Below are 25365 nucleotides of genomic sequence, written 5' to 3'. Positions count from 1 at the left end.
ATCGAGGTGCTCGGCATCGGGGTGGGGCCGGGCCGGCGGAAGGAAGGTGACGCGGTCGTGACGGCTCCCTTGCCGCTGTTCGACTTCGACGATGCCGACGGGTTGATCGCAGCAGACATCGACGGTGTCCTGCGCAGCGCCGCGCTCGGCGGGGCGCAGATCCGTGCGGTGGCAACCGCCGTCGACGAACGGGCTCTCGACAGCCTCGTCGACGTTCGTCCGCGCAGCATCGTGTTCGTGGGCACCGACTCGCGCTCGAGCCGGGCGGCCGATCTCGTGCTGTCGCTGTTCGCAGAGCATTCGGCGACCCCGCTGGTGCAGGCCTCGGAGACACCTCCGTGGGTGGGTGCGCTCGATGTCGTCGTGGTGGCCGGGAACGACGCCGGCGATCCGGCGCTCGCCGGATCCATCGATGCCGCACTGCGGCGCAGCGCGGAAGTGATCGTCGACGCGCCCGACGAAGGACCGGTGCGGGCAGTGACCGCCGGCCGGGCGGTGCTCCTGCCGCCTCGGGTGCAGGTGCCGACGCGATTCGCGCTGGCCCGGCACGTCGCCGTGTTCTACGCGGTACTCGCGGTCATGCGCGACGTGTTGCGCGGGGACGCTGCGGGGGTGGACCTCGCCCGACTCGCCGACGCGGTCGACCAGGAGGCGCTGCGCGACCATCCGTCGAACGAGGTGTTCCACAACCCCGCGAAGTCCCTCGCGGTACGGATGCAGTCGCGCCGGGTGATCCTTGCCGGGGACCGGCCCGCAACGCTGGCGCTGGCACGACATGCGTCGGAGTCGTTGTTGCAGAGCGCAGGTGTCGTGACCTCCGCGGCGGCGGTGGCCGACGTGCTGGTCGCGCGGGACCGGCTCATCGAGGTCCTCACGGCCGCCGGCGAACATTACGATCCGTTGTTCCACGACGAGGAACTGGACGGGCCCGCTCCGCTGCCACCCGCACGAGTGTTCGTGTTGAGCACGGACGCCGACCGGTTTGCTGCACAACGCCGCATCGCTGCGCTACCCGACGCCGAACTGGTGTCGGTGGTCGGCGAATTCGAATCCGACACCGTTCCTCCCGTGCTCGAACAGATTGCGGTGCTGATGGTGCGAATCGAAATGGCAGCGGCGTATCTGAGACTGGCCGGGGGCCGATAGTGCATTCACTCGAGGGGGCGGTGCGCTCGTACGCGTGGGGGTCGCGCACCGCGATCGCGACGCTCTGCGGCCGGAAGGTGCCGTCGGACCATCCCGAGGCCGAACTCTGGCTCGGAGCCCACCCGGCGGACCCCGCGCGGGTGGTCCTCCCCACCGACGGCACGGTCTCACTGCTCGAGGTGCTCGATTCCGACCCGCACGGTCATCTGGGATCTCCCACCGTCGAGCGGTTCGGCGGCCGGTTGCCGTTCCTGCTCAAACTGCTCGCAGCCGAGGAACCGTTGTCGTTGCAGGCGCACCCGAGCGCCCGGCAGGCGGCCGAGGGTTTCGCTCGCGAAGAAGCCCTGGGTCTGCCGATCGACTCGCCGATCCGCAACTACAAGGACGCGAGCCACAAGCCCGAACTGGTGGTCGCCCTGACCCGCTTCGAGGCGCTCGCGGGGTTCCGTGACGCGCACCGCACCGTCGCTCTCCTCGAGGCGTTGCACGTGCCCGAACTCGAGCCGTATCTCGGCTTGCTTGCCGGGCAACCCGATTCCGGCGGCCTGCGGGCGTTGTTCACCACGTGGATCACCCTGCCGCCCACGGCGCTGCTGGCGCTCCTGCCCCGGGTGCTCGACGGGTGCGTCGCGTACCTGACCGGACCCGAGAACGGGCGGGAGTTCGTCGAGGAGGTGCGCACCACGCTCCAACTCGCCGAGTTCTACCCGGGCGACGCCGGGGTGCTGGCGTCGTTGCTGCTCAACCGGATCACTCTCGAGCCCGGTGACGGCCTCTACCTCGCGGCCGGCAACCTGCACGCCTACCTGCACGGTATGGGTGTGGAGATCATGGCGAACTCGGACAACGTGCTCCGCGGCGGGTTGACGCCCAAGCACGTCGACGTGCCGGAGTTGCTGCGCGTTCTCGATTTCGGTGCGGCATCCGTCCCGATCCTGGGCGCAGAACCCGCCGGGCCGTTCGAGTGGCGGTACGCCACGCCGGCGCCGGAATTCGGGTTGTCGCGCGTGGAACTCGGCCCGGGCGACGAGGCCGTGCTCGCCCCCGGCGGCCCGCAGATCCTGCTGTGCACGAACGGGGCGGTGAGCGTCGACTGCGGTGGCAGCACCGTTGACCTGGATTCCGGTGATTCGGTGTGGCTGTCGCATTCCGATCCGGAGTCGGTCGTGCGCGGCCGCACTGACGGCGCACAGGTGTTCCGTGCGCGCCTCGGGGATCTGCGCGACGACGCCCTCCGCTGAGTCCCCTCCGGACCGGTCGGCATGTCGCTCGCCGTCCACCGAAATGTCACCCTGGCGCTCGGCGCTGCGCCAGGACTCTTTACAAAATGGGACGAATGTCTAGACCTCTGACGCCAGACGCCCTATAGTCCACCTCGTAGTGATACACATCACTTATGCGATGGGGTGGCCGCGGCGGCCACCGAGCGACGAGGAGATCGGCATGAGTACGGACTCGGCGGCGGGACCACGGGACACCCCGGACCTGCAATGGCGTGACCGCAAGAAGAGACTGTGGCTGCTCGGCCTCGTCCCGCCCACCGCCCTCTTCCTCGCCACCGCGCTCATCTGGGCAGGGAACTCGATGGGCTGGCAGGCGGTGACTCCGGCGCTGTGGTGGATCGGCCCGTTGCTGGTCTACGTGATGGTCCCGACCCTCGACCTGTTCGTCGGACCCGACGGCGAGAACCCACCGGACGAACTCGTCGAAGCACTAGAGAACGACCGCTACTACCGGTACTGCACCTACATCTACCTGCCGTTCCAATTCGCCAGCCTCGTATTCGCCTGCTATCTCTGGTCGGCCGACAATCTCTCGTGGCTCGGCATCGACGGCGGTCTCGGTGTCGTGTCGAAGATCGGCCTCGCCGTCTCCTTGGGTGTCGTCGCCGGGATCGGTATCAACACCGCGCACGAAATGGGCCACAAGAAGGTCGAGTTGGAGCGGCGCCTGTCCAGAATCGCCCTCGCGCAATCGTTCTACGGCCACTTCTACATCGAGCACAACCGAGGACACCACGTACGCGTCGCGACGCCGGAGGACCCGGCATCCGCTCGCTTCGGGGAGAGCTTCTGGGCCTTCCTCCCGCGGACGGTCATCGGCAGCGTGCGCTCGGCGTGGCAGCTCGAACGGGCCCGCCTCGAGCGACTCGGCAAACCCGTGTGGAGCCTGCGGAACGACGTGCTGAGCGCGTGGGCACTCTCGGTGGTGCTCTTCGGCGGACTCATCGCCGTGTTCGGACTCGAGATCGCGCCGTATCTGCTGCTCCAGGCGGTCTTCGGCTTCGCACTGCTCGAAGCCGTCAACTACCTCGAGCACTACGGTCTGCTCCGGCAGCGCACCGCCAACGGCCGGTACGAACGGTGCAGCCCCGCACACAGCTGGAACAGCGACCACCTCGTGACCAACATCTTCCTCTACCACCTGCAGCGGCACAGCGACCATCACGCCAACCCCACGCGCCGCTACCAGACCCTGCGGAGCATGGAGATGTCGCCGAACCTGCCGGCGGGCTACGCCACGATGATCGGGCTCGCCTACATCCCGCCGCTGTGGCGCAAGGTCATGGACCACCGGGTGCTCGACCACTACGACGGCGACATCACGCGCGTGAACATCCAGCCGAGCAAGCGCGAGGCGATCCTCGCCCGCTACGGCGCCGCCGATCAGGAAGGAAACTGATCCCAGATGACTGCGTACCGCTGCCCGGTGTGCGATTTCGTCTACGACGAAGCGCTCGGCGCTCCCCGCGAGGGATTTCCCGCCGGCACTACCTGGGACGTCCTCCCCGACGACTGGTGCTGCCCCGACTGTGGGGTCCGGGAGAAGATCGATTTCGAGGAGGCTGCGCGATGAGCACCGAGTTCCGGCTGTTCCGTTGCGTGGTCTGCGGTTTCGAGTACGACGAGAAGCTGGGCTGGCCCGACGAAGGCATCGAGCCGGGCACGCGCTGGGAGGACATCGACGACGACTGGTCGTGCCCCGACTGCGGGGCGGCCAAGGCCGACTTCGAAATGGTCGAGATCGTCCGCCGATGAACAGCGGTCACCGGGACCTCCCGCTCGGCTTTGACGCGCACGCGGAGCCGTGAGAGCGTCACGGCCATGGCGAGGACGCAACCCGGGAACGGGGTCGGTAGTGCTGCGACCGCGGCCTCCGCACGAGTGCTGTTCCACGAGGCGAGCCGGGTCCTTCTGCGTTCGACGATTCTTGACGCGATGCGGGATCTGCTCGCCGACCGGGACTGGTCCGCCGTCACCATGAGTGACGTTGCGCGCGCCGCGGGAATCAGCAGGCAGACGCTGTACAAGGAGTTCTCGTCGCGCCAGGGGCTCGCGCAGGGATATGCGCTGCGCCTGGTGGACGAGTTCACCGAGGCCGTCGCCGACTCGGTATATGCGCACGTCGGGGACGCGCGGGCCGCTCTCGTCGGAGGATTCACGTCGTTCTTCGCGGCGTCGGCGGCCGACCCGCTGGTGCGGTCGCTGCTCGACGGCGACGCCAAGCCCGACCTGTTGCGCCTGATCACCACCGATGTCGCGCCGATCCTCGAGCGGGGCTCGGTCCGGCTGGCGGACACCTTCGAGCACAGTTGGGTCTCGGCGTCCGGTACCGACGCCGGCATCCTGGCCCGCGCCATCGTGCGTGTCGCGCTCAGCTTCATCTCCATGCCGCCGGAATCGGGCAACGATGTCGCTGCCGACCTCGCCGACCTGCTCGTTCCCTTCGTCGAAAAGGCCGCACTCACGGGCTGACGGCCACCGGGCCGCTCGTACCGGGCGTACCGTGACGCCGCAGGTTGTATAGCCTGGATGCAACTGCTTTGTTCGAAGAATTGTCTGCCGACAGGAAGAGGCATCTACACGTGTCTGACACAACGCTCGTCGCCGACCGGATCAACGGTCTCGATTTCAAGGTCGCCGATCTGTCCCTCGCCGAGTTCGGGCGCAAGGAGATCCGCCTCGCGGAACACGAGATGCCGGGGCTGATGTCGTTGCGTCGCGAATACGCCGAAGTGCAGCCGCTCAAGGGCGCGCGCATCTCGGGCTCGCTGCACATGACGGTGCAGACCGCAGTGCTGATCGAGACGCTCGTGTCGCTCGGCGCTCAGGTCCGCTGGGCCTCGTGCAACATCTTCTCCACCCAGGATCACGCCGCGGCCGCGATCGTCGTGGGACCGCACGGCACCCCGGAAGAGCCCAAGGGCGTCCCGGTGTTCGCGTGGAAGGGCGAGTCCCTCGAGGAGTACTGGTGGGCCGCCGAGCAGATGCTCACCTGGCCCGGGGAACCCGCCAACATGATTCTCGACGACGGTGGCGACGCCACGATGCTCGTGCTCAAGGGCGCGCAGTTCGAGAAGGCCGGCGTGGTCCCGCCCGTCGACGAGGAGCACGACTCCGCCGAGTACAAGGTCTTCCTGCAGTTGCTGCGCAACTCGCTCGAAGCCGACGCCGGCAAGTGGTCCGCGATCGCCGCCTCGGTGCAGGGTGTCACCGAGGAGACCACCACCGGTGTGCTGCGGCTCTACCAGCTCGCGGCAGCCGGTGAACTGACGTTCCCCGCGATCAACGTCAACGACTCCGTCACCAAGAGCAAGTTCGACAACAAGTACGGCACGCGGCACTCGCTGCTCGACGGCATCAACCGCGGCACCGACGTGCTCATCGGCGGCAAGACCGCGCTGGTCTGCGGTTACGGCGACGTGGGCAAGGGTTGCGCCGAGGCGCTCCGCGGCCAGGGCGCCCGCGTGTCGATCACCGAGATCGACCCGATCAACGCGCTCCAGGCGCTCATGGACGGCTACGACGTCGTGACCGTCGAGGACTTCATCGGCCAGGCCGACATCGTCATCACGTCGACCGGCAACAAGGACATCATCACCTTCGAGAACATGAAGGCGATGAAGCACCAGGCGATCCTCGGCAACATCGGCCACTTCGACAACGAGATCGACATGGCCGGCCTCGAGCGGTCCGCCGACGTCACGCGGATCAACATCAAGCCGCAGGTCGACGAGTTCACCTTCGCCGACGGACATTCGATCATCGTGCTGTCCGAAGGACGTCTGCTCAACCTCGGCAACGCGACGGGCCACCCGTCGTTCGTGATGAGCAACTCCTTCGCGAACCAGGTCATCGCGCAGATCGAACTGTGGACGAAGCCGGACGAGTACGACAACGAGGTCTACCGCCTTCCCAAGCACCTCGACGAGAAGGTCGCCAAGATCCACGTCGAGGCGCTCGGCGGCAAGCTGACGAAGCTGACCAAGGAACAGGCCGAGTACATCGGCGTGGACGTCGAGGGCCCGTACAAGTCCGAGCACTACCGCTACTGATTCCGGGATCGACGGCGAGAAACGCAGCAGCATGGGTGGTCTGATTGTCGTCGAGGGTCTCGACGGGGCCGGAAAACGGACGTTGTCCGCCGGCCTCGTCGAGGCGTGGCGTGCCGAGGGAGCGCGTGTGGCAACGCTCGCGTTTCCCCGGTACGGCCGGTCCATCCACGCTGATCTGGGCGCCGAGGCGCTGCGCGGGCAGCACGGCGACACCGCCTCGAGTGTCGAAGCGATGGCGTTGCTGTGGGCACTCGATCGCCGCGACGCCGCCGACGAACTGCGGAAATTGCTCGCCGCCAACGACATCGTGCTCCTCGATCGTTATGTCGCCTCCAACGCGGCGTACACGGCCGCTCGGCACCACGAAGACGCCGCGGGGTCGTCCGTCGACTGGATAGAGCACCTCGAGTACGAGCGGTTCGCGCTGCCCGTGCCCGACCTGCAGGTTTTGTTGCGAGTGCCCGTCGCGTTGGCCGCGGAACGGGCGAGAAGCCGCGCCGAGTCCGACGCGGCCCGGGAACGCGACGCGTACGAACGCGACGGCGACCTCCAGCACCGGACCGGAGAGGTGTACGACGGCCTGGCACAGCGGCACTGGATGTCACGGTGGATGGTGGCGGGCGCCGAGCCCGATGCGCAACAACTCGCCGTTCGCATCTCAAATCTGCTTCGCGAAGGTGAAGGGGTGACACGATAGAGGTTATGAAGCCGAGGATTCTGGTAGTCGATGACGATGCAGCACTCGCCGAAATGCTCACAATCGTGCTGCGCGGCGAAGGATTCGAGCCTTTCGTGGTGGGCGACGGCACGCAGGCGCTCGGTGCCGTGCGTGAGATCCGCCCCGACCTCGTGTTGCTCGATCTCATGCTTCCGGGCATGAACGGCATCGACGTCTGCCGTGTGCTCCGCGCCGACTCGGGTGTGCCCATCGTGATGCTCACTGCCAAATCCGACACCGTCGACGTGGTTCTCGGACTCGAGTCCGGTGCCGACGACTACATGGTCAAGCCGTTTAAGCCGAAGGAACTGGTCGCCAGGGTGCGCGCGCGGTTGCGTCGCACCGAGCAGGAACCGGCCGAAGTCCTGTCCATCGGCGACATCTCGATCGACGTTCCGGCGCACAAGGTCACCCGCGGGGACGAATTGATCTCGCTCACCCCGCTCGAATTCGATCTGCTGGTGGCCCTCGCGCGCAAGCCGCGCCAGGTGTTCACCCGCGAGGTTCTCCTGGAACAGGTCTGGGGCTACCGCCACGCAGCCGACACCCGTCTGGTGAACGTTCACGTCCAGCGCCTGCGGGCGAAGGTCGAGAAGGATCCCGAGAATCCCGAAGCGGTGCTGACGGTGCGGGGGGTCGGCTACAAGGCCGGACCGCCGTGACCCGTGGTCTCCGTCTGCGGCGGCGAATCGCACGAAGATCGCTGCCGCTCGTAAGGTGGTCGCGGGCCATGAGCAGCAGGCTCGCGCACACCTGGCGACGATCGCTCCAATTGCGGGTCGTCGTATCGACTCTCACCCTGTCGCTGATCGTGATGCTCGTGCTCGGCGTGGTTCTCATCAGCCAGATCACCGACCGGCTGCTGGAAGTCAAGATCGACGCCGCGACCGAGGAGATGGAACGCTCCCGCGCGCTGGTCGAGGGCCAACTCGCGGGAGCCGACGACTCCGGCTCGCTGGCGGTCCGGCTCGACGGCGCCGCAGCGACTCTCACCAGCCGCGGTAGCGACGGTGGCCAGGACACCGGCGTCGCCGGCACCTTCGACCCGGTACTCATCGTCCCCGGCGACGGCCCGCGCGCGCCGACCGCGAGCGGCCCGGCCGAACAGATCCCGCAGAACCTGCGCGCGTTCGTGCAGAACGGGCAGGTCGCGTACCAGTTCGCGACGGTCTCGAACCCCAACGGATACACCGGTCCGGTGCTGATCATCGGCAGTCCCACGGACTCTGCCATTTCCACCCTCGAGCTCTATCTGTTGTTCCCCCTCGGCGGTGAGGAACGCACACTCGCGCTCGTGCGGGGCACGCTCGTAGTCGGCGCGGGGGTGCTGCTCGTGCTGCTCGCCGCGATCTCGATGATCGTCGCGCGCCAGGTGGTCCTGCCGATCCGCTCCGCCTCCCGGATCGCGGTGCGCTTCGCCGACGGCCGCCTCAAGGAACGCATGCCGGTCCGAGGCGAGGACGACATGGCGCGTCTCGCCATGTCGTTCAACGAAATGGCCGAGAGCCTGTCGCGGCAGATCACCCAGCTCGAGGAGTACGGCAACCTCCAGAAGCGGTTCACCTCCGACGTCAGCCACGAGCTACGCACCCCGCTCACCACGGTCCGGATGGCGGCGGATCTGATCCACGACGGCAGCGACGAGCTGGATCCGTCACTCAAGCGCGCGTCCGAGTTGCTCGTCGCCGAACTCGACCGCTTCGAAGGCTTGCTGGGCGACCTCCTCGAAATCAGCCGCCACGACGCGGGTGTCGCAGAACTCGCGTCGGAGCGCCTCGACGTGCGGATGTGCGCGCGGGCCGCGGTGTCCACGGTGCGCCATCTTGCCCGCGAAACGGCGACCGAGTTGATCGTCGATCTGCCCGACGAGCCCGTCGAGGCCGAGGTCGATCCGCGTCGCGTGGAGCGGATCCTGCGAAACCTGCTCGCCAATGCGATCGACCACGGCGAGGGCAAACCGATCCTGCTGCGTCTGCGCGCCGACGAGAACGCGGTGGCGTTCGTCGTCCGCGACCAGGGCATCGGGCTGCGCCCGGGCGAGGAGAAGCTGGTGTTCAACCGTTTCTGGCGCTCCGATCCGTCCCGGGTGCGCCGTTCCGGTGGCACCGGCCTGGGCCTGGCGATCAGCGTGGAGGACGCCAATCTGCACAATGGAAAACTGGAGGCGTGGGGCGAGCCCGGCCGGGGCGCGAGCTTCCGGCTGACGCTGCCGCGCGAGCGAGGCCGGAAGGTCGGCCGCAGCCCCGTCCCGCTCGTACCGGGTGCCGCCCACGCGGTACAGGGCAAGCCGCCGCATTCGCCCGCCGAACCGGGGGAGAGCAGTTCGGCTGCCCCCGCGTTGCCGGACGCGCCGGACTCTCCGCAGGGCCCCGCGGAGAACCCGACGCCCCCGTCCTCGGAAGGAGCGCCGACATGACCCGCACCGCACGCATCCGGGCCGCGCTCACCGTCGTGATGAGCGTGGTGGCACTGGTTCTCTCGGGCTGCGCGACCCTGCCCGATTCCTCGTCTCCGCAGGCGATCGGCACCATCGATCCCACGCCCGCGACCACCGAGGTCGCCGCGCCCGTCCCAGGACGCGAACCCGATCTGCTTCTCCGCGACTTCCTGCAGGCCAGCACCGAACCCACGAACCGGCACGTCGCGGCCCGGCAGTTCGTCACTGCCGAGATGTCCGCGAACTGGGACGACGCGGCCAGCGCGACGATCGTCGACAAGGTCGACGTCCTCGCCGAGAGCCGCAACAGCGATCGCGCGACGTACGTGGTCCGCGCCAACATCGTCGGCTACCTCGAACAGGGCGGCGTCTACCGGGCCGCCGACGGCGACTTCGAAGCGAAGTTCACGCTGGTGCGGACCGACGGTGAATGGCGGATCGACGAGATGCCCGACGGGGTCATCATGGACCGTCCCCGATTCCTCAACAGCTACGAGCGGCGCTCGCTGTACTTCGTCGAACCCTCCGGGGAGACGGTCGTTCCGGATCCGCGATGGATCACCGGGACTCCGGAACAAACCGCGGCCCAGCTGATCGGGTTGCTGGTGGAGGGGCCGAAGGCGTCCCTGGCACCCGCGGTGCGCAACCTCCTCGAAGGCGTCAACGTGATCGGTCCCGCCACCAAAGCGGACGGCCGGACCGGCCAGGTCGGCGTCGGTCTCGGCGGCATCCGCGTCGACTTCCAGGGCATCGGGTCGATGAGCAAGGAAGACCGGGAGCTTCTCGCCGCGCAGGTCGTGTGGACGCTCGCCAATGCCGACATCTCGGGACCGTACGTGCTGCTGGCAGATCACCAGCCCCTCGACGAACGATTCCCCAACGGCTGGACGACCGCCGACGTGGCGTCGATGAACCCGCTCGCCACATCCAGCGCCACCATCGGCCTGCATGCGCTGTTGCGCGGCGGGCTGGTGGGTGTCGCCGAGACGGGCGTGACCCCCGTGCCCGGATTTTTCGGGTCCGCCGGCAACCTCCAGTCGATCGCCCTGTCGCGCGACGGTGAACTCGTGGCGGCGGTCGCCGAGACCGGGGGAGTCGCGCCCGAGCCCACCACCCAGCTGATCGTCGGTGCGTACGGCGCCGACGTGGCCGAGCCCGCGGTCGACGGGCAGTCGATCACCCGTCCCACCTGGTCTCCGGACGACACCTCGGTCTGGGCAGCGGTGAACGGCATGGCGGTGGTCAGAGCCGTTCGCGAACCGGGAACCGGCCGAGTGACCGTCGTGGGGGTCGAAGCCGGCGCACTCCGCGCGGTAGGCGGGCGGATCACGGAGCTCCGGCTGTCGCGCGACGGGGTGCGCGCCGCCCTCATCATCGACGGACGCGTGTACGTCGCGACCGTCGTGCAGACGCCCAACAGTGAGTTCTCGCTCACCAATCCGCGGGAGATCGGGTTCGGGCTCGGCGGCCCGGCGCTCTCGCTCGACTGGAGCACCCCCGACACCGTGGTGGTCTCGCGGGCAGCCTCGGACATGCCGGTCGTGCAGATCGCAGTCGACGGCTCCCGGATGGATGCACTGCCGAGCCGTAACCTGACGCCACCGGTGATCGCTGTCGAGGCCTCCACCACCGCCGAGTTCGTCGCCGATTCGCGCGCGGTGTTCCAGCTCAACAATCGAGACCCTGCCGACGACCGCTACTGGCGGGAAGTTCCGGGACTGGCCGGACTGACCGCGATTCCGGTGTTGCCCGGCTGATCTCCGGTCTGCCGGTGGTGTCGGTGCGATACGTCACACTGCGCGGGTGCTGTCGTCGCTTCTCGACCTCGTGCTCCCGCTCGCCTGTGGCGGGTGCGGCGCGCCCGCGACAGCGTGGTGCCACGCGTGCGCGCGGGCGCTGAACGATCCGCCCGCGCCCGTTCGGCTGCGCGGAGACCCCGGCGTGCCCGTGTGGAGTCTGGGCCCGTACTCGGGCCCTCGCAGACGTGCGGTGGTCGCCGCGAAGGAGCGCGGCCGTCGGGATCTCGCCGTGCCGCTCGGACTCTCCTGGGCGGTGGCGGTGGCACGTTTGCGGCGATGGGGCGAACTGGTGCCCGGCCCGATCACCGTGGTGCCGGCGCCGACCCGCGCGCGGGCGGCGCGCTCACGCGGCGGCGATCCGGTGACCCGTACCGCGCGTGTCGCGGCCGGCCACGACCCGAGTCTGTCCGTGCATCCATTGCTCGTTCCCGCTCGGGGTGTCCGCGATTCGGTGGGCCTGTCCGCAGTGGAGCGGCGCCGCAATCTCGCGGGTCGGATCCGGGTCCGGGAGTCGGGTGTCCCCCGCGCGAGACAGGTGCTGGTGGTCGACGACATCGTCACCACCGGAGCCACCGCTGCGGAGTCGATCCGGGTGTTGCGCGAGGCGGGTTTTCAACCCGCGGGCGTGCTCGTGATAGCACACGCATGAGGCTGCCGGGGTAACGGCGGGTGTCGAAAAAGGTGAATTGGACCGCAAGGGTGGCATGCGTCCCGGATACCGACTACCGTCGCCATCAGACCCGGAAACATAAAGGTAGAAGGGTGTAACTACCCATTCTTCTGCTTCCGGGCGAGCGCTTCGCGCTCATCGACATGCTGGCGCGCAGTCGGTGCCGGCCGATACTCGGGAGGTACTTGTGACGACCCCTTCGAAGACCCAGGTTTCCGTTGCTGAGGCAGATGCCACCACGGAAGGCCCCCAGGCCGAGATCGTCGTGAAAGGCCGCAACGTAGAGGTGCCGGATCACTTCCGGATCTACGTGTCCGAGAAAATTGCTCGAATCGAACGGTTCGATCCGACGATTTTCCACTTCGACGTGGAGTTGCAGCACGAGCGCAACCGTCGTCAGAAGAAGAGCTGTCAGCGGGTCGAGATCACGGCACGCGGCAAGGGACCGGTCGCTCGCGCGGAAGCCTCCGCGGACAGCTTCTATGCGGCATTCGAGTCGGTGATCGCCAAGCTCGAATCCCGTCTGCGGCGAACGAAGGAACGTCGGAAGGTCTCGTACGGGGAGAAGACCCCGGTCTCCGTGGCCGAAGCCACTGCGAGCCTCGCCCAGGACGACGATCTGGCGATCTCGCCGGATCTCTCGCTCGACGGCCAGGACCAGGAACCCGAGGGTCCCGGCAGGATCGTCCGCGTCAAGGAGCACAAGGCCGAGCCGATGACCGTCGACGACGCTCTCTACGAGATGGAACTGGTCGGGCACGACTTCTATCTGTTCCACGACAAGGAGACCGACAAGCCGTCCGTGGTGTATCGGCGTCATGCCTTCGACTACGGTCTGATCAAGCTCGTGTGAGCAGTACCCGGAGCGGTCGCGGCGCAACACCGTCGCAGCAACTCCGGTAGAACGCCTACCATGGAATCCGGCCGGGGTCCGCAAGGCCTCGGCCGGATTTTCTTGTCCGTGCAGGTACCCGAGATTGAGGACGAACACACCAGTGCTGTCGCTGACGAAGCTGCTCCGGATCGGTGAAGGTCGCATGGTCAAGCGGCTCAAGCACATCTCCGAGCATGTCGAATCCCTCGCCCCGGAGTTCGAGGCCCTGACCGACGCCGAACTGCGGGCCAAGACGGACGAGTTCCGTCACCGCTACCAGGACGGGGAATCGCTCGACGAGTTGCTTCCCGAGGCCTTCGCCACCGCGCGCGAGGCATCGTTCCGCGTGCTCGGCCAGAAGCACTACGGCGTCCAGATCATGGGTGGCGCAGCCCTGCACTTCGGCAACATCGCCGAGATGAAGACCGGTGAGGGCAAGACCCTGACCTGTGTACTGCCCGCGTACCTCAACGCGATCTCGAGCGACGGCGTGCATGTCGTGACGGTCAACGACTACCTCGCCAAGCGTGACTCCGAGTGGATGGGGCGTGTGCACCGCTTCCTCGGACTCGAGACCGACGTGATCCTGTCCGGCATGACCCCGGCCCAGCGCCGCGCGGCCTACAACGCCGACATCACGTACGGCACGAACAACGAGTTCGGCTTCGACTACCTGCGCGACAACATGACGCACTCGCTCGACGACCTCGTGCAGCGCGGCCACAACTACGCGATCGTCGACGAGGTCGACTCGATCCTCATCGACGAAGCGCGTACGCCGCTCATCATCTCGGGCCCCGCGGACGCGTCGAGCAAGTGGTACGCCGAGTTCGCGCGGATCGCGCCGCTGTTGAAGAAGGACGTCCACTACGAGGTCGACATCCGTAAGCGCACGGTCGGCGTGCACGAGGCGGGCGTCGAATTCGTCGAGGACCAGCTCGGCATCGACAACCTGTACGAGGCGGCGAATTCGCCGCTGGTGAGCTACCTGAACAACGCCATCAAGGCCAAGGAGCTCTACACCAAGGACAAGGACTACATCGTCCGCGACGGCGAGGTCGTCATCGTCGACGAGTTCACCGGCCGTGTGCTCTCGGGCCGTCGCTACAACGAGGGCATGCACCAGTCGATCGAGGCCAAGGAACACGTCGAGATCAAGGCCGAGAACCAGACCCTCGCCACGATCACGCTGCAGAACTACTTCCGCCTCTACGACAAGCTCTCGGGTATGACCGGTACCGCCGAGACCGAGGCCGCCGAGCTGCACCAGATCTACGACCTCGGCGTCATCCCGATTCCGACGAACCGGCCGATGGTCCGCGTGGACCAGGGCGACCTGATCTACAAGACGGAAGAAGCGAAGTTCGCGGCCGTCGTCGACGACGTCGTCGAACGGCACGAGAAGGGCCAGCCGGTCCTGATCGGTACGACGAGCGTCGAACGTTCGGAGTACCTGTCGCGGCAGTTCACCAAGCGGGGCGTCCCCCACAACGTCCTCAACGCGAAGTTCCACGAGAAGGAAGCGCAGATCATCGCGGAGGCCGGGCGCACCGGTGCGGTGACCGTCGCGACCAACATGGCCGGTCGTGGTACCGACGTCGTGCTCGGCGGCAACCCCGACATCATCACCGACACGCTGCTGCGCAAGCGCGGTCTCGATCCCGTCGAGACCTCGGAGGAGTACGAGGCCGCCTGGGACGAGACCCTCGCCGCGGTGCAGCAGCAGGTCAAGGAAGACGCGGAACGCGTGCGTGAGGCCGGCGGCCTGTACGTGCTGGGCACCGAGCGCCACGAATCCCGCCGTATCGACAATCAGTTGCGCGGCCGTTCCGGCCGTCAGGGTGATCCCGGCGAGTCCCGCTTCTACCTCTCGCTCGGCGACGAGTTGATGCGGCGCTTCAACGGCGCCGCGCTCGAGTCGATCATGACCCGGCTCAACCTGCCCGACGACGTGCCGATCGAGGCGAAGATGGTCTCGAAGGCCATCAAGAGCGCGCAGACGCAGGTCGAGCAGCAGAACTACGAGATCCGCAAGAACGTCCTCAAGTACGACGAGGTGATGAACCAGCAGCGCACCGTCATCTACGCGGAGCGCCGCCGCATCCTCCGCGGCGAGGACCTCGAAGGCCAGGTGCAGCACATGCTCACCGACGTGGTCAGCGCCTACGTCGACGGCGCGACTGCCGACGGCTACGTCGAGGACTGGGATCTCGAGCAGCTGTGGACCGCGTTGAAGACGCTCTACCCGGTCGGTATCGACTACAAGACACTGATCGCCGAGAACGAGGATCTCGACCGCAACGACCTGCGGGAGGCGCTGCTCGAAGACGCCCGCGCGGCGTACGAGCGGCGTGAGGCCGAGCTCCGGTCGCTGGCCGGTGAGAACGCGATGCGCGAACTCGAGCGTCGGGTCCTGCTCTCCGTGCTGGACCGCAAGTGGCGTGAGCACCTCTACGAGATGGACTACCTCAAGGAGGGCATCGGCCTGCGTGCGATGGCGCAGCGCGACCCGCTCGTCGAGTACCAGCGCGAGGGCTTCGACATGTTCACGGCCATGCTCGAAGGGTTGAAGGAGGAGTCGGTCGGATTCCTGTTCAACCTCAAGGTCGAAGCGGCACAGCCGCAGCCGGCAGGTAACGGAGTGTCGGTGACACCGGCCTCCGCCGCAGCGGCGGCGCGTACGGCGCCTCCCGTCGGGCAGCCTGCTCCGCCCCGGACTCCGGTACAGCCGACGGTCGCTCCGGCTCCCGCCGTGCTCCGGGCACAGGGCCTGGACGAGGGGGAGCGTCGCCTGACCTACAGCGGCCCCGCCGAGGACGGTCGTGCGCACGTGGCGCGTCGCAGCGGTGGGGACGGCGCGTCGCCGACTCCCGCGGCTGCTGCCAGCCGCAAGGAACGTCGTGCGGCTGCGCGACGCGACGCGAAGTCCGGCCGTCGGCACTGATCTTCGAGAGGCACTGATCTTCGAGAGGCGCTGACCTTCGAGACGTCCTGACCGTCGAGAACCAACTCACGACCCTGTGGCTCATCCGAGCCACAGGGTCGTGATCGTCCAGGGGTGTGGCGCTCGGGGCTTGGGTGTCCTCCGCGCGATCCGGCCCGCCACCGCGCGGACCCGCTCGCCCCGGGCGTAGATGCCCGACAATTCGGCAGTGTCCGCATCGACCGGGTGCACGCGAATGCGGAGCAGCACCGCCGTACCCACCACGGAGTCCGATTGTCGTGCGACGACCGCTGTGACGAGTGTCGGCTCGAGCACCGCGGCGAGTTGCGCTACCGGACGCCGCCCGTCGACCACCTCGAGGACGAGGCGTACCGCCGTGTCGGCGAACCGGACGGCAGTGGGATCGGGAGGCGGCGCCGGCGACGGGGGCGTCGCGGCCGGGCGCCGCGACCGCCCGTCGTGCGGCGACGTGCGGGGTGCGGCATGGGACCGGTGCAGCGCGCACCGTTCCTGCGCGGGTGGCTCGAAAGGCGGCACTGGGCGCACGTATCGGCCGGTGCGGAGATGTGTCATACGGGGTCCTTCCCGGGACATGGACGGTACCGGCGCGGGGCCGGTGCGACGAGGTCCGGGAGAGGACGAACCGCAGTCATGGTGCCACACCGGCAGGGTGTGTGCTCGGAACGCGCCGCGAGCGGCAGCCGCCGTAGAGTGGTGCGATGTTGCGCGGATTGGTGCTCGATTTCGGGGGCGTCCTGGCCGGTCCGGGAACGGACCCCGAGGCGATCTCGGCGGCGGTGTCCGCGCTGCGACGGCAAGGGGTGCGCACCGCGATCCTCAGCAACGATCCCGGAGGCCCGCACGGGCAGTGGCTGCGCGACCTCGCTGGAACGCTGGTCGACGAGGTCGTCCTCTCGGGGGACGTGGGGGTCGCCAAGCCCGACGCCGCGTCCTACCGGCTCGCCGCAGAGCGTCTCGGCCTCGAGCCCGCCGAATGCGTGTTCGTCGACGACCTCACGGGAAATGTGCGCGGCGCGGTGGCTGCGGGGATGGTCGGTGTCCACCATGATGGTCCCGACACCGTACTGGCGGAACTCGCTGTTCTCTTCGACAGCACGGCAGGACGATCCCGGCCACCCGGGGGTGAGGGGGACTATCCGCAATGACGAGCCGGATGACGTCGCAGGATGCGTCGTACTACTACCTGGAGACGAGCAACACGCCGATGCACATCGGCTCGCTCGCGATTCTCGAGCCGCCCGAGGGAGGCGTCCACTACGACCGGGTGCTCCGCCTGGTCGAACAGCGTCTCGCGGAAGTCCCGCGGTACCGGCAGAAGGTGCGGGAGGTTGCTTTCGGGCTCTCGCGACCGGTGTGGATCGACGACCGGGACTTCGACATCACCTACCACGTGCGCAGATCCGCCGTCCCGCGGCCGGGATCGGACGATCAGTTGCACGACCTCATCGCCCGGCTGATCTCGAGGCCACTCGACCGCACCCGTCCGCTGTGGGAGATGTACGTCGTGGAAGGGCTCGTCGGCGACCGGTGCGCGGTGTTCACCAAATCGCATTCGGCACTCGTGGACGGTGAGAAGTCCCTCGAGATCGGTCAGGTCCTGTTCGACAGGGACCCCGATCCCCGTGAGGTACCCGAAGAGTTGTGGATGCCGGAGCAGGCACCGTCGGAATCGGCGCTGCTCGTCGGTGCCCTCGCCGAACTGGTGGCCAGGCCGGGCGAAGGCGTGACGGCCGTGCGGTCGGCCGTCGGAAACCTCGCGTCCACGCTCACCGGAACCGTGGATGTGATCGGGCGGCTCGCCCGTACCGCGGCGCAGTCGGCACCCGATTCCCCGTTGAACGCGACGATCTCCCGCAGCCGGCGGTTCGCCGTCGTGGAATCCGATCTCGAGCCGTACCGGAAGATCCGCACGCGGTACGGCTGCACCGTCAACGATGTTGTCCTCGCCGTGATCTCGGGTGCCCTGCGGTACTGGTTGCTCTCGCGCGGCGAACCGCTGACCGAGGCCACGGTCGTCCGGGCGATGGTGCCGATGTCGGTTTACGTGGATGCCGCCGCGGGAGCCGACGAGACGATCCAGGTGCACCCTCAGGGCGAGGTGTCGTCGTTCCTCGTCGACCTGCCGGTGGGCGAACCCAACGCCGTCGTACGGCTGTCGCACATCGCGCACGCCGGCGAAGCGTACGCACGTGAGCGCAGGCGGGTGGCGGCGCAGTCCATGATGCGGCTGTCGGGGTTCGCACCGGCGACCATGCACGCCGTCGGTACGCGAGTCGCGTCGAGTTTCTCGCAACGCGTGTTCAACGTCATGATCACCAACGCTCCGGGACCGCAGTACCCGCTGTATCTGGGCGGGGCACGCCTGGTGGGGATGTATCCGGTCTCGCCGTTGCTCAAGAATCAGGCCTTGAGTGTCGCGCTGACGTCCTACGACGGAAAGATCTACTACGGTTTGAATGCGGACCGCGACGCCATGCCCGACGTGCATGTGCTCACGTCGCTGCTGCACGAATCGCTCGAGGAGTTGTCGGATGCCAGTAGGTGAGAAGTGACGCGTGTCTATGTACCGGCGACGCTCGCGATGTTGCAGCGTCTCGTGGCCGAGAACGAGTTGGACGCCGTAGGGCGCACCGCGTTCTCGGTGACGCCCACCCTGCGAGAGGCCTACACGGCGGGTGACGACGACGAACTCGCCGAGGTCGCCATGGGCGAAGCCGCACGCGCCTCGCTGCGACTGCTCGCGGCCGAGGATTCCGGGGCGGAGACGTTCGGGACCCGGCGCGTGGTGGTCGCGGCGGATGTCGACGAGACAACTCCTAGGCCCGACCTCGACGATGCGGTGGTCCGGCTCGCCGGTTCGGTGCCGATGAGTGCGATCGCGTCCGTCCATGTGGACCTGAAGGATGCGGAAGCGGACGTCGCGCGTGCGATGGAGGTCATCGACGCGGCGGACATGGGTGACGAGGAGGCCGAGTTCGTGCTCGGCGACGCCGAGGACCACGAACTCGCGTGGTACGCGGCCCAGGAACTGCCGTTCCTTCTCGAACTGCTCTGACACTCGAACTGCTCTGACACTCGAACTGCTCTGACACTCGAACTGCTCTGAGACCCGAACTGCTCTGGGGGCCGGAGAGATGCCGGTTTCCGGCTTTCCTGAGCCCGGAATCACGCGCCGCGCACATTGCTCCGCAGGACCGGAGCGAGGATCGTTGGGGGTGGAACGTCCGCGTAACCTACGGGACCGTAACCTCTGATAGCCTACGCGGTCGTAGTCCCAGCGTGAGGAGAACCGGTCGGATGGGTTTCAAGGAATGGATCGAAAGGCCGGCAGCCGATGTCGCACCGGGTGAGCGATCTCTGTCCAACGTGGTGCGAGGCGCGGTCGCGCGACTCACGACCCCATTGTTGCCCGACGATTATCTGCATCTGATCAACCCGTTGTGGTCGGCGCGTGAGCTTCGTGGGCGCATCGTCGAGGTCCGTTCCGAGACCCCCGACTCTGCAACCATCGTCATCAGGCCGGGCTGGGGATTCGATTTCGGGTACTTGCCCGGTCAGTACATCGGCATCGGCCTGCATATCGACGGCAAGTGGCATTGGCGGTCGTACTCGCTGACCTCCACCCCGATCCGCACCGACAAAGTCATCTCGATCGCGGTGAAGGCGATGCCGGAGGGGTTCCTGTCGAGCCATCTCGTCGGTGGTGTGCCGGAAGGCACAATCGTGCGTCTCGCGGCTCCGCAGGGCGACTTCGTTCTTCCTGATCCACCACCCCAGAAGATCCTGTTCCTGACGGCCGGCAGCGGCGTCACGCCGGTCATGTCGATGCTCCGCACCCTCGACAGGCGTGCAGTCGAGCGCGGTGTCGACCTTGCCGACGTCGTGCATGTGCACTCGGCGCCCACCGCCGAGGACGTGATGTTCCGGTCCGAACTCGAGCAGTTCGACGCCACACACGACCGCTACCGCTGCCACCTGCAATACACGCGTGAACAGGGCAAATTCGCCCTGTCGCAGCTAGACGAGGTATGTCCGGACTGGCGGGAGCGTCAGACCTGGGCGTGCGGACCGCAGCAGATGCTCGCCGATATCAGCGCTCACTGGGAGAAGGCGGGCCTCGAAGATCGCGTGCATCTCGAGCGCTTCGCGGTCACACGGGCCGATACCTCCGGAGCCGGGGGAACGATCACGTTCGCGAAATCCGGCAAGACGGTGACCGCCGACGGTGCCACCACCGTTCTCGAGGCGGGGGAGAGCGCAGGAGCGCTCATGCCCTTCGGTTGCCGGATGGGTATCTGTCAAACTTGTGTGGTGCCGCTCCAAAAGGGGTATGTGGTAGATCTCCGGTCGGGCGAGGAGCACGGTGAGGGCGAGCGAGTCCAGACGTGCATCTCTGCCGCTGCCGGAGACTGCACCATCGACGCCTGAGGGCACAGCCACGAACGACGAGAGGGACCCCGCTTGGCCATCACCGACATCCGCGAGTTCGCGCATCTGACCGACGCCGATATCGACGCTTTGGCAACAGAGTTCGATGCCATCCGGCGCGACGTCGAGAATTCGCGTGGGCCGCGTGACGCGCGGTACATCCACAACACGATTCGGCTGCAGCGAACGCTCGAGATCGTCGGCCGGATCGTGCTGCTCGGCTCGCGGCGGCGCTCACGCTGGCTGCTCGGCACGACCGCGTTGTCGCTCGCGAAGATCATCGAGAACATGGAGCTCGGGCACAACGTGATGCACGGGCAGTGGGACTGGATGAACGATCCGGAAATCCACTCCACGTCGTGGGAATGGGACCAGACCGGCCCGTCCGCTCATTGGAAGCGCGCCCACAACTACGAGCACCACACGTACACGAACATCGTGGGGATGGACGAGGACGTCGGATTCGGCATCCTGCGCATGACTCGCGACGAGAAGTGGCGCCCGATCAACCTGCTGCAGCCGGTCGCGAACGTGGTCCTCGCGCTGACATTCGAGTGGGGTATCGCGCTGCACGATCTGACGGCGCAGCGGATCGCGTGGGAGAAACAACTCGGTGACGGTCCGCGGCCCAGGATGTCCGGGCCCGACCGCGAGTTCGTGGCGAAGGCCGGCCGCCAGGTGTTCAAGGACCTGGTGCTGTTCCCCGCCGCGACCGGACCGGCATGGCGCAGCACGCTCACGGCGAACCTGACGGCCAATGTCGTGCGCAATATCTGGGCGTACCTGGTGATTTTCTGCGGACACTTCCCGGACGGCGCCGAAAAGTTCACGGTCGAGCAGTTCGAGGACGAGTCGCGCGGTCAGTGGTACCTGCGGCAGTTGCTCGGTAGCGCGAACATCACCGGTGGCCGGGTCATGGACTTCATGACCGGCAACCTCAGCTACCAGATCGAGCACCACCTCTTTCCGGACCTGCCGAGCAATCGCTACCGGGAGATCGCGGCCCGGGTCCGTGCGCTGTGCGGCAAGTACGACCTGCCGTACACGACCGGACCGATCGGACGGCAGTACATGCTGGCACTGCGCACCATCCACAAACTGGCGTTGCCGGACACCCTTCTGCGGGCGACGTCCGACGATGCGCCGGAGACGTCGTCGGAGCGTAAGTTCGAGCGACTCCGTGCTGCCGCAGCACTTCCGGCTCTCACCGAGGACCCCGTCACGGGACGTCGCCGTGGGTTGCTGACCGCGCTGCGCTCGCATGCCGAGCACACGGTGGCGGTGCGACGTGCGCGTCGCCGGAATCGGCAGTAATCGACGCCGCCCGTCCGTGGGTGATTCCGATCACACGTCCGAAATCGGCTAACCTACGGAGCCGTAACCTACGGTAGGGTAGCCGCCATGGCGATATCGGACATCAAGGAATACGCGCACCTTACGGAGGCGGACGTCGAGGCCATCGGCCGCGAGCTCGACGCAATCCGGCGCGATATCGAGGAGTCGCGCGGAGAGCGCGACGCCCGGTACGTCCGCAACACGATCCGGCTGCAGCGCAGTCTCGAGGTCGGCGGACGCTTGGTCCTGTTCGGTTCCAAGAAGCGCGCGTTGTGGTGGCTGGGCACCGGAATGCTCTCGTTGTCGAAGATCATCGAGAACATGGAGCTCGGGCACAACGTGATGCACGGGCAGTGGGACTGGATGAACGATCCCGAGGTCCACTCCGCCAACTGGGAGTGGGACAACGTCGACCCCTCGGCGCACTGGAAGATCACCCACAACCACCTGCACCACAAGTTCACCAACATCCTCGGCATGGACGACGACGTGGGATACGGGCTGCTCCGTGTCACTCGCGACCAGCGGTGGAAGCCGTTCTACCTCGGCAACATCGCCTACAACGCGATCCTGGCGTCGCTGTTCCAGTACGGCATCGCGATCCAGTTGCTCGAGCTCGGCAAGGTCATCCAGGGTCGCGACGACCGTGAGGTCACCAAGAAGAACGGCGCCGAGGTGCTGGCGAAGATCGCGCGGCAGGACCTGCGCGACTACGTCGTCTACCCGGCTCTGACCGGCAAGTCGTGGAAGTCCACGATCACCGCGAACGCGACGGCGAACTTCGTCCGCAACATCTGGACCAACGCCGTCATCTTCTGCGGGCACTTCCCGGACGGTGCGGAGAAGTTCACGAAGCAGGACGTCGAGAACGAGACGCACGCCGAGTGGTACCTCCGCCAGATGCTCGGGTCCGCGAACATCTCGGGCGGCAAGATCATGGACTTCATGACCGGCAACCTGAGCTACCAGATCGAGCACCATATCTATCCGGATCTGCCGTCGAACCGGTATGCGGAGATCGCCGTGCGCGTCCGGCAGTTGTGCGACAAGTACGACCTGCCGTACACCACCGGTCCGCTGGCCGTGCAGTACTGGAAGTCCTGGCGCACCATCGCCAAGCTCTCGCTGCCCGACAAGTTCCTCAAGGACGATCGCGACGCCGCGCCCGAAACCGCCTCGGAGCGGGGCTTCGGTGGCCCGGCCGAGATCGATCCGGTCACCGGCCGCCGGCGTGGGCTGGCCACGACCATCGAACGGACTCGCAAGCGCGGTCTCGTGCGCAGAATCCTCGGTATGCGCTGATTCTCCACACGGACGAACGATCGAACCCCCGGCACCCTGGTGCCGGGGGTTCGCTTCGTCCGGTCACCAGGAGTCGTTCGACGCCAGCGAGGTGAGCAGTTCGCGCACGGCCATCGCACGTCGCAGTGACTTGCCCTCGAGCGTGTCGAGACCGCACTCCGGGTCGGCGGGCGGCCCGAGATGCGTGCAACCACGCGGACAGTCCGCCACCGCGGCGGCGAGGTCGGTGAAGGCGGCGACGACGTCGTCGGGCTGGATGTGAGCGAGGCCGAACGACCGGATGCCGGGAGTGTCGACCACCCAGCCACCGGACGGCAACGGCAGCGCAACGGACTGGGTGGACGTGTGCCGGCCCTTCCCGACGCCCGAGACCACACCGGTGGCGCGGTCGGCGTCCGGTACGAGGCGGTTCACGAGGGTCGATTTGCCGACGCCGGAGTGGCCGATCAATGCCGTGACCCGGCCGGTGAGGCGCTCGGTGAGATCGGTGAGGTCGTTCTCCTGGCCGACGGCGAGCACCGGAATGTCGAGATCGGCGAATTGCGAGGCGAATTCGTCGGGGTCGGCGAGATCGCTCTTGGTCAGTCCCAGCATCGGTGTGAGACCGCCCGCGAAAGCGGCGACGAGCGCGCGCTCGACGAGCCCGGTCCGCGGTGGCGGATCGGCGAGTGCGACGACGATCAGCAACTGTGATGCGTTCGCCACCACGATCCGCTCGAACGGGTCGGTGTCGTCGGCGGTGCGGCGCAGCACCGTCGTGCGTTCCTCGACCCGCACGATCCGAGACAGGCTGTCGGGACGTCCGGACAGGTCGCCGACGACCCCCACCCGGTCCCCGACGACGATCGGGGTGCGGCCGAGTTCGCGGGCCCGCATCGCGACGACGGGCCGGCGCGGGTCACCGCCGAGCACGACGCCCCAGCGACCCCGGTCGACGGAAAACACCATGCCCTCCACCGCGTCGAGGTGGGCGGGACGATCCTTGGTACGCGGTCTCGAACTCTTTCCCGGACGGACCCGGACGTCGGACTCGTCGTAGTGCCGGCGGCTCAGGAGCGTGCTCCCGTCAACATCGAGGCCCACAGGTCCTCGAACCCGGGCAGCGTCTTCGCGGTGGTGCCGATGTCCTCGACTTCGAGGCCGTCGACGACGAGACCGAGGATGGCTCCGGCGGTCGCCATGCGGTGGTCGGCGTACGAGTGCCACACGGCGCCGCGCAGCGGGGCGGGCCTGATGTCGAGTCCGTCGTCGGTCTCGGTGGCGGTACCACCGAGCCGTCCGATCTCGGCGGCGAGTGCGGCGAGCCGGTCCGTCTCGTGCCCCCGCAGGTGGGCGATACCGCGCAGACGCGACGGGGTCGACGCGAGGGCGGCCATCGCCGCGACCGTGGGGGTCAGTTCGCCGACGTCGCGGAGATCGATGTCGATGCCGGTCAGCGTCGCCGGACCGCGCACCGTCAAGGTGCCGTCCGACAGCGACACCGTCGCACCCATTTGTTCGAGGATGCCCCGGATGGCGTCTCCGGCCTGCGTGGTCTTCTCCGGCCAGTGGGGGACCGAGACGGTGCCCCCGGTGACCGCGGCGGCGGCGAGGAACGGGGTCGCATTCGAGAGATCCGGTTCGACGACCACGTCGTGGGCGGCGATCGGGCCGGGCTCGACCCGCCACGTGTTCGCCTCCGAGGTGTCGACCTGCACGCCCGCGTCCCGGAGCATGTCGACCGTCATGTCGATGTGGGGTGTGGACGGAACGGGCTTGCCGTCGTGGTGCACGGTGACGCCCTCGTCGAACCTCGCAGCCGAGAGCAGCAGACCGGACACGAACTGCGACGACCCGGACGCATCGATCGTCACGGTGCCGCCGCGGACCCCGGCGTGGCCGTGGACCGTGAAGGGCAGGGTGTCGCCGTCGATGTCGGCACCGAGCACCCGGAGTGCGTCGAGCACCGTGCCCATGGGCCGCGACCGTGCCTGCTCGTCGCCGTCGAAGCGCACGTCCCCGTCGGCGAGCGCCGCGACCGGCGGCAGGAACCGCATGACCGTGCCGGCGAGGCCGCACTCCACCGACCCGGCGCGCACGGGTCCGGGCTCGACGTCCAGGGTGGTGCCGCCGTCACGCTCGGTGATCGTCGCACCGAGGGACCGGAGTGCGGAGATCATCAGGTCGGTGTCGCGACTGCGCAACGCTCCGGTCACGGTGGAGGGACCGACCGCCAGAGCGGCCAGCACCAGGGCCCGGTTGGTGATGGATTTGGATCCCGGCAGCGTCACGGACGCATCGACGGGGGATACGGCGCGGGGTGCTTTCCACAGGCTCACCCACCCATCTTCGCCCATCGCGCGCCCGGGCATCGACT

The 25365-nt window shown here is 67.6% G+C and carries 23 protein-coding genes; 20 read left to right on the top strand and 3 right to left on the bottom strand.

Annotated elements, in window-relative coordinates:
• Positions 1–57 precede the first annotated feature (57 nt).
• The 14 genes from AC0B44_RS06665 to secA all read left to right on the top strand — a co-directional run bounded on the left by AC0B44_RS06665 (position 58) and on the right by secA (position 15923).
• The gene (locus AC0B44_RS06665; protein WP_471902317.1) at positions 58–1146 is read left to right on the top strand and encodes a tobH protein; all 1089 of its coding nucleotides are present in this window, start codon (positions 58–60) and stop codon (positions 1144–1146) included.
• Positions 1146–2387 (top strand): mannose-6-phosphate isomerase, class I, encoded by a 1242-nt coding sequence (gene manA, locus AC0B44_RS06660; protein ID WP_471902145.1) that lies wholly within the window; start codon positions 1146–1148, stop codon positions 2385–2387. The genes AC0B44_RS06665 and manA overlap by 1 nt, the downstream gene beginning before the upstream one ends.
• A 202-nt stretch (positions 2388–2589) precedes the next feature.
• Positions 2590–3828: an alkane 1-monooxygenase gene (locus tag AC0B44_RS06655; RefSeq protein ID WP_471902144.1), complete on the top strand. Its 1239-nt coding sequence runs from the start codon at positions 2590–2592 to the stop codon at positions 3826–3828.
• A gap of 6 nt (positions 3829–3834) precedes the next feature.
• The gene (locus AC0B44_RS06650; RefSeq protein ID WP_471902143.1) at positions 3835–4002 is read left to right on the top strand and encodes a rubredoxin; all 168 of its coding nucleotides are present in this window, start codon (positions 3835–3837) and stop codon (positions 4000–4002) included.
• Entirely contained in the window at positions 3999–4184 is a 186-nt protein-coding gene (locus tag AC0B44_RS06645) for a rubredoxin (RefSeq protein ID WP_471902142.1), read from the top strand. The genes AC0B44_RS06650 and AC0B44_RS06645 overlap by 4 nt, the downstream gene beginning before the upstream one ends.
• A gap of 66 nt (positions 4185–4250) precedes the next feature.
• The gene (locus AC0B44_RS06640; protein WP_471902141.1) at positions 4251–4901 is read left to right on the top strand and encodes a TetR/AcrR family transcriptional regulator; all 651 of its coding nucleotides are present in this window, start codon (positions 4251–4253) and stop codon (positions 4899–4901) included.
• A 110-nt stretch (positions 4902–5011) separates the two neighbouring features.
• Positions 5012–6481: an adenosylhomocysteinase gene (ahcY, locus tag AC0B44_RS06635; RefSeq protein WP_471902140.1), complete on the top strand. Its 1470-nt coding sequence runs from the start codon at positions 5012–5014 to the stop codon at positions 6479–6481.
• 31 nt (positions 6482–6512) lie between these two features.
• A complete protein-coding gene (locus AC0B44_RS06630) occupies positions 6513–7178 on the top strand; it encodes a dTMP kinase (RefSeq protein WP_471902139.1) in 666 nt (221 codons plus the stop codon).
• Positions 7179–7183: 5 nt separating this feature from the next.
• Entirely contained in the window at positions 7184–7861 is a 678-nt protein-coding gene (gene mtrA, locus AC0B44_RS06625) for an MtrAB system response regulator MtrA (protein WP_471902138.1), read from the top strand.
• Between the two features lie 68 nt (positions 7862–7929).
• Positions 7930–9615 (top strand): MtrAB system histidine kinase MtrB, encoded by a 1686-nt coding sequence (gene mtrB / locus AC0B44_RS06620; RefSeq protein WP_471902137.1) that lies wholly within the window; start codon positions 7930–7932, stop codon positions 9613–9615.
• Positions 9612–11393 carry an MtrAB system accessory lipoprotein LpqB gene (lpqB, locus tag AC0B44_RS06615; RefSeq protein WP_471902136.1) on the top strand — a complete coding sequence of 594 codons (1782 nt, stop codon included), beginning with the start codon at positions 9612–9614 and terminating at the stop codon, positions 11391–11393. The genes mtrB and lpqB overlap by 4 nt, the downstream gene beginning before the upstream one ends.
• A gap of 46 nt (positions 11394–11439) precedes the next feature.
• The gene (locus AC0B44_RS06610) at positions 11440–12084 is read left to right on the top strand and encodes a ComF family protein (RefSeq protein ID WP_471902135.1); all 645 of its coding nucleotides are present in this window, start codon (positions 11440–11442) and stop codon (positions 12082–12084) included.
• 208 nt (positions 12085–12292) lie between these two features.
• Positions 12293–12958: a ribosome hibernation-promoting factor, HPF/YfiA family gene (gene hpf, locus AC0B44_RS06605; RefSeq protein WP_471902134.1), complete on the top strand. Its 666-nt coding sequence runs from the start codon at positions 12293–12295 to the stop codon at positions 12956–12958.
• A gap of 184 nt (positions 12959–13142) precedes the next feature.
• Positions 13143–15923 carry a preprotein translocase subunit SecA gene (secA, locus tag AC0B44_RS06600; RefSeq protein WP_471902316.1) on the top strand — a complete coding sequence of 927 codons (2781 nt, stop codon included), beginning with the start codon at positions 13143–13145 and terminating at the stop codon, positions 15921–15923.
• An 81-nt stretch (positions 15924–16004) separates the two neighbouring features.
• Here secA and AC0B44_RS06595 read toward each other — a convergent pair whose 3' ends face one another.
• Positions 16005–16496, bottom strand: a complete 492-nt coding sequence (locus AC0B44_RS06595; protein ID WP_471902133.1) for an Rv3235 family protein — start codon at positions 16494–16496, stop codon at positions 16005–16007.
• 149 nt (positions 16497–16645) lie between these two features.
• Between AC0B44_RS06595 and AC0B44_RS06590 the strand changes: the two genes are divergently transcribed.
• From AC0B44_RS06590 to AC0B44_RS06565, 6 genes are all read left to right on the top strand, one after another.
• The gene (locus AC0B44_RS06590) at positions 16646–17089 is read left to right on the top strand and encodes an HAD family hydrolase (RefSeq protein ID WP_471902315.1); all 444 of its coding nucleotides are present in this window, start codon (positions 16646–16648) and stop codon (positions 17087–17089) included.
• Positions 17086–18489 carry a WS/DGAT/MGAT family O-acyltransferase gene (locus AC0B44_RS06585; RefSeq protein ID WP_471902132.1) on the top strand — a complete coding sequence of 468 codons (1404 nt, stop codon included), beginning with the start codon at positions 17086–17088 and terminating at the stop codon, positions 18487–18489. The genes AC0B44_RS06590 and AC0B44_RS06585 overlap by 4 nt, the downstream gene beginning before the upstream one ends.
• Positions 18490–18492: 3 nt before the next feature.
• Positions 18493–18999 (top strand): DUF6912 family protein, encoded by a 507-nt coding sequence (locus tag AC0B44_RS06580; RefSeq protein ID WP_471902131.1) that lies wholly within the window; start codon positions 18493–18495, stop codon positions 18997–18999.
• A 242-nt stretch (positions 19000–19241) separates the two neighbouring features.
• Positions 19242–20372 carry a ferredoxin reductase gene (locus AC0B44_RS06575; protein ID WP_471902130.1) on the top strand — a complete coding sequence of 377 codons (1131 nt, stop codon included), beginning with the start codon at positions 19242–19244 and terminating at the stop codon, positions 20370–20372.
• 33 nt (positions 20373–20405) lie between these two features.
• Positions 20406–21686: a fatty acid desaturase family protein gene (locus tag AC0B44_RS06570; RefSeq protein ID WP_471902129.1), complete on the top strand. Its 1281-nt coding sequence runs from the start codon at positions 20406–20408 to the stop codon at positions 21684–21686.
• An 87-nt stretch (positions 21687–21773) separates the two neighbouring features.
• Positions 21774–23009, top strand: coding sequence for a fatty acid desaturase family protein (locus AC0B44_RS06565; protein WP_471902128.1), 1236 nt, complete (start codon positions 21774–21776; stop codon positions 23007–23009).
• A 63-nt stretch (positions 23010–23072) separates the two neighbouring features.
• On the opposite strand, the gene rsgA is transcribed toward AC0B44_RS06565, so the two are convergent.
• Positions 23073–24092: a ribosome small subunit-dependent GTPase A gene (gene rsgA, locus AC0B44_RS06560; RefSeq protein WP_471902127.1), complete on the bottom strand. Its 1020-nt coding sequence runs from the start codon at positions 24090–24092 to the stop codon at positions 23073–23075.
• Positions 24059–25345: a 3-phosphoshikimate 1-carboxyvinyltransferase gene (gene aroA / locus AC0B44_RS06555; RefSeq protein ID WP_471902314.1), complete on the bottom strand. Its 1287-nt coding sequence runs from the start codon at positions 25343–25345 to the stop codon at positions 24059–24061. Before aroA ends, rsgA begins: the two co-directional genes overlap by 34 nt.
• Positions 25346–25365 lie beyond the last annotated feature (20 nt).

The sequence above is a fragment of the Rhodococcus sp. NPDC019050 genome, from assembly GCF_055664235.1.
This window is presented reverse-complemented; position numbering and strand designations above follow the sequence as displayed.